This window comes from Longimycelium tulufanense, assembly GCF_014645795.1.
In the GTDB taxonomy this organism is placed as follows: Bacteria; Actinomycetota; Actinomycetes; order Mycobacteriales; family Pseudonocardiaceae; genus Longimycelium; species Longimycelium tulufanense.
Window position 1 is genome coordinate 92,248 of sequence record NZ_BMMK01000023.1, and the last position, 11,804, is coordinate 104,051.

Annotated in this window: 11 protein-coding genes and 1 pseudogene; 8 read left to right on the forward strand and 4 right to left on the reverse strand. The window is 69.4% G+C overall.

The features are described 5' to 3' along the window. The first annotated feature begins 114 nt into the window (after positions 1 to 114). On the forward strand, positions 115 to 1,197 hold the full coding sequence (gene ychF / locus IEY55_RS21665; protein ID WP_189060353.1) for a redox-regulated ATPase YchF: 1,083 nt from the start codon (positions 115 to 117) through the stop codon (positions 1,195 to 1,197). 107 nt (positions 1,198 to 1,304) lie between these two features. Here the strand turns inward: ychF and IEY55_RS21670 are convergent, their stop codons facing one another. Further along, positions 1,305 to 2,069, reverse strand: a complete 765-nt coding sequence (locus IEY55_RS21670) for an ABC transporter permease (RefSeq protein WP_189060354.1) — start codon at positions 2,067 to 2,069, stop codon at positions 1,305 to 1,307. Beyond that, positions 2,066 to 3,001, reverse strand: a complete 936-nt coding sequence (locus tag IEY55_RS21675; RefSeq protein WP_189060355.1) for an ABC transporter ATP-binding protein — start codon at positions 2,999 to 3,001, stop codon at positions 2,066 to 2,068. Before IEY55_RS21675 ends, IEY55_RS21670 begins: the two co-directional genes overlap by 4 nt. Positions 3,002 to 3,261: 260 nt before the next feature. Here IEY55_RS21675 and IEY55_RS21680 point away from each other — a divergent pair, with 260 nt between their 5' ends. The 4 genes from IEY55_RS21680 to IEY55_RS21695 all read left to right on the forward strand — a co-directional run bounded on the left by IEY55_RS21680 (position 3,262) and on the right by IEY55_RS21695 (position 7,341). Then, the gene (locus IEY55_RS21680) at positions 3,262 to 4,473 is read left to right on the forward strand and encodes a sensor histidine kinase (RefSeq protein WP_189060356.1); all 1,212 of its coding nucleotides are present in this window, start codon (positions 3,262 to 3,264) and stop codon (positions 4,471 to 4,473) included. Further along, complete coding sequence (locus IEY55_RS21685) at positions 4,470 to 5,075, forward strand: response regulator transcription factor (protein ID WP_189060357.1); 606 nt, start codon at positions 4,470 to 4,472, stop codon at positions 5,073 to 5,075. Before IEY55_RS21680 ends, IEY55_RS21685 begins: the two co-directional genes overlap by 4 nt. A 76-nt stretch (positions 5,076 to 5,151) precedes the next feature. Continuing rightward, positions 5,152 to 5,832: a GOLPH3/VPS74 family protein gene (locus IEY55_RS21690; protein WP_189060358.1), complete on the forward strand. Its 681-nt coding sequence runs from the start codon at positions 5,152 to 5,154 to the stop codon at positions 5,830 to 5,832. Between the two features lie 246 nt (positions 5,833 to 6,078). Beyond that, positions 6,079 to 7,341 carry a mannosyltransferase gene (locus tag IEY55_RS21695; protein ID WP_229686617.1) on the forward strand — a complete coding sequence of 421 codons (1,263 nt, stop codon included), beginning with the start codon at positions 6,079 to 6,081 and terminating at the stop codon, positions 7,339 to 7,341. Between the two features lie 20 nt (positions 7,342 to 7,361). Here the strand turns inward: IEY55_RS21695 and IEY55_RS21700 are convergent, their stop codons facing one another. After that, complete coding sequence (locus IEY55_RS21700) at positions 7,362 to 7,655, reverse strand: 4a-hydroxytetrahydrobiopterin dehydratase (RefSeq protein ID WP_189060359.1); 294 nt, start codon at positions 7,653 to 7,655, stop codon at positions 7,362 to 7,364. A gap of 210 nt (positions 7,656 to 7,865) precedes the next feature. On the opposite strand from IEY55_RS21700, the gene IEY55_RS21705 reads away from it, so the two are divergent. The 3 genes from IEY55_RS21705 to IEY55_RS21715 are packed head-to-tail and all read left to right on the forward strand — an operon-like array spanning position 7,866 to position 11,589. Beyond that, positions 7,866 to 8,939, forward strand: coding sequence for a thiamine ABC transporter substrate-binding protein (locus tag IEY55_RS21705; RefSeq protein WP_189060360.1), 1,074 nt, complete (start codon positions 7,866 to 7,868; stop codon positions 8,937 to 8,939). After that, on the forward strand, positions 8,915 to 10,570 hold the full coding sequence (locus IEY55_RS21710; RefSeq protein ID WP_373290042.1) for an ABC transporter permease: 1,656 nt from the start codon (positions 8,915 to 8,917) through the stop codon (positions 10,568 to 10,570). Before IEY55_RS21705 ends, IEY55_RS21710 begins: the two co-directional genes overlap by 25 nt. Next, complete coding sequence (locus IEY55_RS21715; protein ID WP_189060361.1) at positions 10,570 to 11,589, forward strand: ABC transporter ATP-binding protein; 1,020 nt, start codon at positions 10,570 to 10,572, stop codon at positions 11,587 to 11,589. The genes IEY55_RS21710 and IEY55_RS21715 overlap by 1 nt, the downstream gene beginning before the upstream one ends. A gap of 69 nt (positions 11,590 to 11,658) precedes the next feature. Here IEY55_RS21715 and IEY55_RS33240 read toward each other — a convergent pair. Next, positions 11,659 to 11,804 (reverse strand): annotated as a pseudogene (locus IEY55_RS33240) (IS982 family transposase); the annotation flags it as partial.

Below are 11,804 nucleotides of genomic sequence, written 5' to 3' on the forward strand. Positions count from 1 at the left end.
GTGCCGGCCCGGCGAGCGGGCCGGTCCGCGCCTGGAGCGGGGATGTTCGCGGCCGGTTCGGGGCGTTCGCCCGGGACGTGGGGGTCGGGTACGGCCTACGTAGACTGGGGAGTCGTGAGCCTGACCCTCGGCATCGTCGGCATGCCCAACGTGGGCAAGTCGACCTTGTTCAACGCGCTGACCCGCAACGACGTACTTGCCGCGAACTACCCGTTCGCGACGATCGAGCCCAACGTCGGCGTGGTGCCGTTGCCCGATACGCGGTTGGGCAAGCTCGCCGAGATCTTCCACTCGGAACGGATCGTGCCGGCCACGGTGTCCTTCGTCGACATCGCCGGCCTGGTCAAGGGCGCGTCCGAGGGCGCGGGACTGGGGAACAAGTTCCTGGCCAACATCCGCGAGGCCAACGCGATCTGCCAGGTGGTGCGGGTCTTCGACGACGCCGACGTGGTGCACGTCGACGGGGAGGTGGACCCGGCCTCCGACATCGAGACGATCAACACCGAGCTGATCCTGGCCGACCTGCAGACGCTGGAGAAGGCGCTGCCGCGGATGGAGAAGGAAGCTCGGACGCACAAGGACAAGCGGTCGGCGCTGGAGGCGGCGCAGGCGGCCAGGGCGGTGCTCGACGACGGGCGGACGCTGTTCGCCGCGCAGGCCGAGCTGGACCTCACCGAGCTGCGTGAGCTGAACCTGCTCACGACGAAGCCGTTCCTCTACGTCTTCAACGCCGACGAGGGCGTGCTCACCGACGAGGCGCGGCTGAAGGAGCTGCGGGAGATGGTGGCCCCGGCCGACGCGGTCTTCCTGGACGCCAAGGTCGAGGCCGAGCTGCTCGAGCTGGACGAGGAGTCGGCGCGCGAGCTGCTGGAGACGATCGGGCAGCACGAGCCCGGTCTGCACGCCCTGGCCCGTGCCGGGTTCCACACCCTCGGCCTGCAGACCTTCCTCACCGCCGGGCCGAAGGAGGCCCGGGCGTGGATCATCCGCGAGGGGTGGACCGCCCCACAGGCCGCCGGCGTGATCCACACCGACTTCGAGCGCGGCTTCATCAAGGCCGAGGTGGTCTCCTACGACGACCTCGTGACGGCCGGCTCCATGACGGCCGCCCGCGCCGCGGGCAAGGTCCGTATGGAGGGCAAGGACTACGCCATGGCCGACGGCGACGTCGTCGAGTTCCGCTTCAACGTCCAGTAGCCCGATCCCTGGGCTACGTGACACCCGGCCGGCCAGGCGCCAGCCCATCTTGGAGCCCGCCGGGACCCATCTTGGCAGTAGGTCCCGGCGGGCGCTCCTGTTTCCGGTCAGCGGCGTGGTTCCCAGCGGAACCAGCGCCTGGCCGCCAGACCGGCCAGCACGATCCATGCCAACGTCACGGCCAGCGGCGGTAGCGCGGACACGAACTGTTCGCCGAACCCGAGGGGAGCGCCGTCCCAGCGGTTCCCCGACCATCCCACGCTGGTGACGTCGGCGATTCCACCACCCGGGATGAGCAGCGACCACCGGTGCAGTTGCTCACCGCCCTGCCCCGACATGAACACTGCCGCGAACGCAGCCATGAAGAAGGGCATCGTCGTGATTTGTGCGCTGTCCGCGTTCGGGGTCACGACTGTGGTGAGCATCGCCAGTGCCGTGAACATCGCAGAGCCCACAACGATCGCCAGCACCACGAGCGCAGGGTTCTCCGGCGAGTTGCCGCCCACCACCGCCATGACGGCGAGCAACAGCACGGCCTGGATCACAGCCAGGAGAGCCGGCGGGCCGACGAGCCCGAGCATCACCGTGGCGTCGGAGCTCTCCCCACTGCGCAGGCGCTTGAGGAACAGGTCCTCCCGGCGCGCCACCACCGCGGTGGTGGTCGTGACATAGTTGCTCATCACCAGGATGAAGACGAGCAGGGAGGACACAATCGTACCCCATCCGAACGCGTTGCCGAATTCCTTGGCTCTCGTGGCGATCAGAACCCCGAGGACCAGCGGCAGCGCGATGGCGAGGGTCGCGACCACGTGGTTTCGCCTGAGGAGCCGCAACTCGCTGCGGCCGAGGGCGAGGACCGGTTTGATGTTCATGCTGTCACCTCGACTGATTCGGCCGGCGTCCTCCCGAGCACCCCGTGGAACACGTCCTCCAGGGACGCGTGGCTGGCGCGCAACCGGGCGAGCCGGGTTCCCCTGGTGTTGCTCCAGGAGAGCAGGGCGGTGAGGTCACCCTGGAGATCGCCGCTGGACAGTTCGACGAGGTCGGTTCCTTCCCGGACGCGGCACTCGCGCGTCGCGGGCAGCCTGGGCAGCTCCGCGGCCGGCAGGTCCGGAGGCAGTGTGAAGGAGATCCGCGCCGGCTCGGTGGCGAGCACATCAGCGAGTGTTCCCTCCACCCTGATCCGTCCCTCGTGCATGATGGCCAACCGGTGGGAGAGCTGCTCGGCCTCCTCCAGGTAGTGCGTGGTGAGCAACACGGTGGTGCCCTCCTCGTGCAACCACCGCACGACCTGCCAGGTGCGGCGGCGAGACTCGGGGTCCAACCCCGTGGTGGGCTCGTCAAGGAACAACAGCTCGGGCTTGGACATGACGGCGAGCGCCAGGTCCAGACGCCGGCGTTCACCGCCGGAGAGCTGCTTGACCTGCACTTTCTCCCGGTGCTCCAGGTTCAGCAGAGACAGCACGTTGAGCGGCTGGCGACAGGTGCTCATGGCGCGCCACAGCTCGACGGTTTCGCTGACGGTGAGATCACCGGCGAAACCACTGTGTTGCAGCATGATTCCGACGCGGGGCCGTAGCTGCTTCCGCTCGGTGACCGGGTCGAGACCCAGCACCCGCAGGTGTCCGGCGGACGGTGCCCGGTGGCCTTCCAAAGTTTCCAGCGCCGTGGTCTTTCCCGCACCGTTGGTTCCCAACAGTGCATACACGTCCCCCTGCCGGACGTGGAGGTCGACACCCCGCACCGCCTCGAACGATCCGTAGGCACAGCGCAGGCCCGTGGCTTCGATGACAAGTTCTTTCACAGGCACCGATGCTTCCGACCCGTCCGGAACTAACCCAGTGCCTTCGGTCATCGGTGCGGCGGGAACCTGCTAGGAGGCCATACTGACATTCGTCATACTGGGAACGATGACTATGACGTTGAGAGCGTTCCGCCGCCGCGACCCAGTTCCCCTCTTCGGCAGCGGAATACGCGACAGTGACACGAATAGCCGTCATGACCCGTCCGCGGGTACTCCCCTCAACCGGCGAATGGGTCGGACCCGCGCTAGCGTTGCTATTCATGCAGGCCGACGTGGCTGAGAGCGAGGGGGTGCCGGGGGAGGACGGCGCGCACGCGCGCATTCTTGCCCGGCGGGTCCTCGTGTTGCGCCTCGTCACGGCCTGGGGACTGGTTCTGCTGGCTGTTTTCGCCGCCACACTCCCGCTGCTGGCACTGATCAAGACGGATACCTCGACGGCACGCGAGATCGTCCTGGTGGTGGGACTGGTCGGGTTCACCGCTCTGTACGTGCGCCTGCTGCTCCGTGCGATGACGAGTTACGGGCTGGTGTCCGCACGCGACCCACAGCTGTTGTTGACGTTGGTGCTGAGCCTGACGGTGTGGGCGGTGGCTGCGTGGGACGGTGAGCTGATCTGGTTGTGGGTGATCGTGCCGGCGCAGGCCGTGGGGGTGGCCTGGTGCCTGCTTGGCAGCCCCCAGCGGTGGTGGCAACTGTTGGGCATGCTTTCCGCGCTCGCGGTGATCGGGTTGGGAGTACGCATACTGTCCGGAACCGGCTCGGCGTGGGGGGCACCCACGGAAGCGTTGATCTTCGTTGCTGGGGTTTCGCTGGGTGCTCCCGGACAGATCTGGCTGTGGGACATCGCGCGGGAGCTGGACCGGGCGCGTACCGCGGAGGCCGAGCTGGCGGCGGCCAAGGAGCGGCTCCGGCTTTCCGCCGATCTCCACGACGTCATCGGACACACCCTCGAGGTGATCGCGCTCAAGGCCGAGCTCGCTGCCCGGGTGCCCGACCACGACCAGTCCCGGCGTGTCATGACGGAGGTGCGCGCCACCGCGCACGACGCGCTACGCGAGGTGCGGGAGCTGGTCCGGGGCCAGTGGCGGGTCGGCCTGGTCAGCGAGCTGGCCGGGATCCGTTCGTTGCTGGACGCCGCCGGCATCAGGTGCCGGATCAGCAACATCCCGACCGACCTTCCCGCTGACCAACAGGCATTGCTCGGTGCCGTGCTGCGGGAGGCGGTGACGAACATGCTGCGGCACTCGGCCGCCCGTGAGTGTGCGGTGGACTTCGCGGTTGAGCCGGGACGGCTGCGCTGCAGCATCGTCAACGACGGGGTCGGCGAGCACGGGCGGACGAGCGAGGGGATAGGACTACGCAGCATGGCGAAGCGCATGGTCCGGGCCGGTGGCCGGATCGACTGGGGACCGGAGCAGGGTGGCCGGTTCCGGGTACGCCTGGAGCTTCCCACGAGGGGGATGCGGGCGTGATTCGTGTACTCCTGGCGGATGACGAGCAACTCACCCGGGACGCGGTGGCGGCGTTGCTCGACCTGGAGCCAGACGTCGAGGTCGTCGCGCGGGCCGCGGACGGGCGGTCCGCGCTGGCCGAGGCGCGGCGGCTGCAACCGGACGTCGCGCTACTCGACCTGGAGATGCCCGAGCAGGACGGGATCGCCACCGCCGAGGCCATCGGCCAGGAACTGCCGGATACGCGGGTCGTGATCGTCACGCGGTACGCGCGGCCCGGTGTCCTGCGGCGTGCGCTCGCCGCCGGCGTGCTCGGTTTCGTCCCCAAGACCGCCTCCGCCCAGTCGCTGGCCGACGCGGTGCGGCAGGTGCACGCCGGCCGGCGCTGCATCGACCCGGAGGTGGCCACCGAGGCACTGCTGACCGGGGAGTGCCCCCTTACCCCGCGGGAGCTCGACGTGCTCCGTGCCTCGAGGGAGGGCCTACCCATCTCCGCGATCGCGCGACAACTCCATCTCGCGCCCGGTACCGTACGGAACTATATATCTACGGCGATGGCCAAACTCAATTCTGAATCCCGTTACGAAGCGGCACAACGGGCGTGGGAGCTCGGCTGGCTCTAGTTCGACCCTCATCCGTCGCGGGGAGGTCGACGGTTTCGGCGAGTGGTACCAGGTTACCCGGGCTATCCTTGCCCACATGACTCTTACCTTGGCCGAAGAGCTCATGCTACTCAGTTATGACCGTGAAGGCGGGCGGCCGCTGGTTAATCCGCTCATCAACACCACCGAGCGGGACTATTGTCTGGTGGCCGCCGCACTCTTCGAGCTTGCCATGGCCGGTCGACTCAAGTACGAGAACAAGAAACTCGTCGTGGTCGACGACACCCCGGTCGGTGATCCGGACCTGGACAAGATCCTGCGAAAGATCGCGCGGTCACGTCGTGCACGCAGTGTCGACTGGTGGCTGCAGAATTTCTACTCGCCCCGGATGTACAAGCGTCTCCTACACCGGCTTGTCGGCCGGGGGATCCTTCGCCCCGAGAAGCAGCGGAAATTCGGACTACCGTGGTCCACCCGTTACATCGAACAGGACCCGAGGCCCGAGCACGAGATTCGGGACCGTCTGGAGCGGGTGGTCGTGCACCGCGGGCCACCTGACGAACGTACGGCGACGCTCGCCGGTCTCGTCCATACGGCCAAACTGGACAAGAAGCTCTTTCCCCAGATGGAGAACAGGGACCTCAGGAACCGGATGAAGGAGATCAGAGAGCAAAGCTGGGCCGGGCAGGAAGCGTACAAGGCCAGCGTCTACACGGCCCTTTCCCTCGCAGCGATGGCCGCCGTCGCGGGTGGCGCGGCAGTCGCCACATCCTCCTGATGCGAGCTGATCTCGGGTCGACATGGCTGAGGGACCTTTCGGGCCGGCGACAGCAGCCTCCGCCGCCGAGGAGAGGTTGTGCCACACGTCACCGGGGCGGGGGTCCCTCGGTGGAGGGGGTGCGGCGGGGGCTCCGTATGGTGGGGGCGGCACGCCACACCGCCGCACGACGGGCTGCGGGTCCGTCCCCCGGGCCGGGAGTAGCGTGCCGCAGGACAACCGAGGGACGTTCGTCGGGATACGGGGTTGGGGATCAGTCTTCGCACGGTCGAGCGACGGGTCTTGCCGGTGGCGCCGTGGCTACTCGTCGCCTCCCTGACCGGCGCCCTCCTCCTGCTCCTGCAGGACGGTCAACGCAACATGCTCGACCTGCGCGTCTACCACGACGCGCCGCCGTGGCTGCTCACCGGCCGGCTCTACGACTTCACCTACTCCGAGTTCACCCCCGACTTCCCGCTGCCCTTCACCTACCCGCCGTTCGCGGCGATCGCCCTGCTCCCGTTGTCGGCGCTGCCGTGGACGCTGGCGCGGGTGCTCTGGTACGTGGGCCTGCTCGCCTGCCTCTGGTACCTCGTCCGGGGTTCGCTGCGGCTGGTGGCGGGCGATCGCTGGGACAGCGACCCGGGGGGCTGGGAACGCCGGGCGATGGTGCTCGCCGCGGTCGTGCTGTGGGCCGAACCCATTCGGTTCAACTTCTACTTCGGCCAGATCAACCTGCCGCTCGCGGCATTGCTGCTGGCCGGCCTGACCCGGCTGCGCCAGCCGTTCGCCGGCGGCAGCGTCGGCCTCGCCGCGGGCGTCAAGCTCACCCCGGCCATCTCCGGGCTGTACTTCCTGGCCTTCCGGCAGTGGAAGGCGGTCGCCTGGTCGATCGCGGCGTTCGCCACCACCGTCGGCCTCGGCTGGCTGGCCTCCCCGGACCAGTCCCGCCGGTTCTGGCTCGAGCTGCTCGGCGACGCCGACCGGGTCGGTCCCATCGCCTCGGCCACGAACCAGTCGCTGCGCGGCGCGTTGTCGCGCACCCTCGGCCACGACGTCGGCTTCGGCACGACGTGGCTGCTGGCGGTCGTGGCCGTGGCCGTCCTGGCCGGGTTCGCCCTGCGGGCGGCCGCGCGCGAGCGGGACCCGCTCGCCGTGCTCACCGTCGTGCAGATCCTCGGCCTGCTGATCTCCCCGATCTCCTGGAGCCACCACTGGGTGTGGGTGGTGCCCGCGGTGGTGTGGCTGGTGTTCGGCCCGGCCCGCCGGCACCCGCTGGCCCGGGCGGCGGTGGCGGCCTGGGTACTCGCCGTCGGCACCTTCGTCATCACGTTCCTGCTCGACCAGCAGCCGACCATCTGGACCATCCCGCGGCCCTGGTACCTGTCGGCGCTGGGCTGGGCCTACCCGCTCTGCTCGCTGCTCACCCTCGGCGCGGTGGCTGCCCTGGCACCGCTGCGTGCCCTCCGCCCGCGTTCCCGCCCGGGTGATGCCGCCCCGGGGCGCGACCTGACCACCGCCACGGCCTGACCCGTGACGACCCTGACCCGTCACGACAGCGCGTCGATGATCCCGTCGATCTCCTCGGCCAGGGACACGTCCGCCTCGGTGACACCGCCCGCCGAGTGGGTCGTGCAGCGGAAGGTCAACGTGCGGTAGCGGATGTCGATGTCCGGGTGGTGGTTGTCGTTCTCGGCGACCTCGGCCACCCGGTTCACCACCCGGATCGCGTCCGGGAAGCTCGCCAGCGTGGCGGTGCGTACCAGGGCGTCGTGCTCGTACCGCCAGTCCGGCAGCCGGCCCAGCACCTCGGTCACCTTCTCCTCGTTCAGCAACTCGGCCATGCCTCCATGGTGGTCGGCCGCGGTGGCGCCCGCACCCGGGTCACCCGACTGATCCATTCGGGTGACGTAAGCTCGTCGGGCCACGGGAGTCCGGTGCGCCGGGCTGAGAGGAGGGCGCGCGAGTCCTCGACCGTCGAACCTGATCCGGGTCATGCCGGCGCAGGGAGCGGCAGTTCTCGGCGGTTCGCGCGCCCGAGACGGGAGGTACGCGTGCGTCGCCACCAGACCCGCTCGCAGACGCGAGCCGGCCGCGTCGGGCTGGCCCTGGCCGCGGTCCTGACCCTCGCGGGCTGCACGCTCGTCGGTGGCCCGGCCGAGCCCGGGTCGGGGGAGCGCAAGGTCGTCCTGGTCACGCACGACTCGTTCGTCGCGCCGCAGGAGCTGCTGGACCGCTTCCGGCGGCAGCACGGCGTCAAGCTGGAGGTCCGCAAGCTCGGTGACGCCGGTCGGCTCACCAACGAGCTCGCGTTGACCAAGGCGAACCCGGTGGGTGACGTAGCCTTCGGCGTCGACTCCACGTTCGCCTCACGCGCCCTGGACGAGGGCGTCTTCCAGCCCTACCGCAGCCCGGACGCGGACAAGGGACCACAGCGCCACGCCCCCGAGGGCGGTCAGGACCGGCTCACCGCCGTCGACGTCGGGGACGTCTGCCTCAACATCGACCCGAGCTGGTACGCGGAACGGAGCCTGCCCGAGCCCGCGAGCCTGGACGACCTGACCCAGCCGCAGTACCGGGACCAGCTCGTGGTGACCGACCCGGCCACCTCCTCGCCGGGCCTGGCGTTCCTGCTGGCCACCATCGCCAAGTACGGCGAGGACGGCTTCACCGCTTACTGGAACAAGCTGCGCGCCAACGGCGTCAAGGTCACCAGCGGCTGGGAGGAGGCCTACAACCAGGACTTCTCCGGCGCCGCCGGCAAGGGCCCGCGCCCGATCGTCGTCTCCTACGCCTCCTCGCCCGCGGCCGAGGTCCAGGACGGGAAGCCACGCACCAAGGCGTTGCTGGGCACCTGCTACCGGCAGGTCGAGTACGCCGGTGTGCTCGCCAACACCCGCAACGTCGAGGAGGCTCGGAACGTCGTCGACTTCCTCATCTCCGCGGAGTTCCAGGAGACGGTCGCCGAGGCCATGTACGTCTACCCGGCCCGCGAGGACGTGGCGTTGCCCGAGAGCTGGCGGCGGGCCGCGCCCTTGCCGGACAAGCCGGCCTTCCTGCCGGCGGAGAAGGTGAAGGACGGCAGAGAGCGCTGGGTGGAGCAGTGGCGCAAGACGGTGCACGGCTGACCCGCCGGCGGCACGACGCGCCCCGGGAACGGGCCGGGCGGTGGGCGTTGGCCGGCCTGGCCGCGATACCGCTCGGCTTCCTGGGGCTGTTCTTCGCCTGGCCGGTGGCGGCGATCCTCGGCCTCGGCCTGCGCGACGGGGGTCGGGGCACGCCCGTCGGGGTCATGCTGACCAGCGGGGAGACCTGGCGGATAGTCGGATTCACGCTCGGCCAGGCCGCCGCCGCGACGGTGCTCGCGCTGTTGGCCGGGCTTCCGGTGGCGTTCCTGCTGGCTCGCTGTGCGTTGCCGTTCCGGAACGTGGTACGAGTCCTGGTGACCGTCCCCTTCGTCTTGCCCACAGTCGTCGTGGGGCTGGCTTTCCGCGCCTTGCTGCCAAACAGCGGTGTGTTGGCGATTGTGCTGGCGAACGCGTTCTTCAACGTCGCGGTTGTGGCCCGCACCGTCGGCGGGCTGTGGGCACACACGGATCGCCGGGCCGAGGATGCCGCCCGCGCGCTTGGTGCCTCGCGGTGGCGCGCGTTCACGTCCGTGGTGCTGCCGGCATTGACTCCGGCCATCAGCTCCGCGGCCGCGGTGGTCTTCCTGTTCTGCGCCACCAGCTTCGGTGTTGTGCTCATTCTGGGCGGTGCCCGGTACCGCACGCTGGAGACCGAGATCTACCTCCGCGCCGTCAACCTGTTCGACCTGCGCGGTGCTGCCGCATTGTCGCTGCTCCAGTTGGCAGCGGTGATCGGGGCGTTGACGTTGGGCGCGGTCGCCCGTCGGCGCCGCGAGAGCGCGTTGGCGTTGCGGGGGAGGGCCGAGACCGCGCGTCGGCCGCAGGGTGGCGAGTGGGTCGTGGTCACCATCGCGCTTGTCGTGGTCGTTCTCCTGCTGACCCCGATTGCTGGTCTTGTGCTTCGCTCGCTTTCTACCGTGGACGGATGGGGAATCGCCGGATATCAGGCTCTGCTCGGGGTGGGTGCGCGGGATGCGCTCAGTGGTGTCACGGGATTCGCTGCCGCCGCCAACTCGTTGCGTACCGCGTTCGATGCCACCCTGATCGCGATGACGCTTGGTGTTCTCGCATCGGTGGTGTTGTCCCGCCTGCCTCGACGACGTCCGTTGCTGGCCGGTGCGATGGACACCGCCCTGATGCTGCCCATCGGCGTCTCCGCGGTGACGCTCGGGTTCGGCTACCTGATCACGATGGACGCGCTGCCCGGCGATTTCCGCACCTCACCGCTGCTCGTGCCGTTCGCACAGGCGTTGGTCGCGACGCCGTTGGTGGTGCGAACCGTGCTCCCGGTGCTGCGCGCGGTGGACGAGCGGCTGCGGCAGGCCGCGGCCACGCTGGGTGCGAGCCCGTTCCGTGTGTGGCGCGAGGTGGATCTGCCGATGGCCGGACGCGCGCTGCTGGCCGCTGCTGGTTTCGCCTACGTGATCGCCCTCGGCGAGTTCGGGGCGACCAGCTTTCTGGTGCGGCCCGAGGCTCCCACGTTGCCGGTGGCGATCGCACGGTTCATCTCCCGGCCTGGTGAGCTGAACAACCAGATGGCCTATGCCGCATGCACCATGCTGATGGTGGTCACCGTGCTGGTCGTGTTGGCCATCGAGCGGGCGCGGGTGGCCGAGGTGGGGGAGTTCTGATGGCTCTGCAGGTGACCGGCCTGACCGTGCGCTACGGCGACCTCGCCGCCGTGGGGGACGTGGATCTGTCCATTGCGGACAGTGAGGTGCTGGCCCTGCTCGGACCGTCCGGCTGCGGAAAGTCGACGTTGCTCCGGGCCGTTGCCGGCCTGGAGCGTCCAGCTGCTGGGAGCGTGTGTTGGGACGGGTGCGACCTGGCCGACGTTCCCGTGCACCGGCGGGAGTTCGGACTCGTCTTCCAGGATGGGCAACTGTTCCCGCACCGTGACGTGGCCGGCAACGTGGCCTTCGGCCTGCGAATGCAGCGGCTCGGCGACCGGTCCGAGCGGGTCGCCGAGTTGCTCGAGCTGGTCGATCTGGCCGGATACCAGCGGCGACGGGTCAGCGAGCTGTCCGGCGGTGAGCAGCAGCGGGTTGCGTTGGCTCGAGCGCTGGCCCCACGGCCGAAGCTACTGTTGTTGGACGAGCCGTTGTCGGCGCTCGATCGTGCGTTGCGCGACCAGCTGGCCGTCGACTTGGCGGAGCTGTTGCGGCGGACCAGGACCACGGCGCTGCTCGTGACGCACGATCACGACGAGGCGTTCACCCTGGCCGACCGGGTTGCGGTGATGATGGCCGGCCGGCTTGTGCAGGTTGGTCGACCTGGCGACGTGTGGCGACGGCCCGTGGATGAGGAGATCGCTCGTTTTCTGGGCTGTACAAAGATAATCGCTGCCGATGCTCGGGAAGGCGTGCTGCGGAGTAAGCTGGGAAACGTCGAGCTGCCCGAGGCTGCCGACGGCGCGCTACGCCTGGGCCTGCGGGCTACCGCCCTGCATACCGTTTCCGAAACGGAAGTGGGGGCAATTGCGGCTGAGGTCGTGCGCCGGGTGCACCGCCGCGAGCACGCGCGTCTCGTGGTCAGGGTCCCCGATGTCGGGGAGCTGGAGGCGATCGCCCCGGTGGCCGCCGCTCCCGCACCGGGCGAGCCTGTCCACCTGGCCCTCGACCCGGACGGGATCGCGGTCCTGCCGCCCTGACGCCGGCTCTGGCTGGCCCGCGGAGCGGCCGGCGCCCACCCCGGCCCTAGACGAGTAAGTCCTAACTGGTCAGTGATCGAACGAGATCAGTGACCTGGTGACAGGCTGGCGGGTGGCGCGGTTGTGCCAGATGGCAGCGGTCAAGGCGAGGAGGCGAGGAGGCGTTGAGCCACGCGCACGCCTACTCCCTCGAGGGTGCGGCCGCCGTGTAGTTC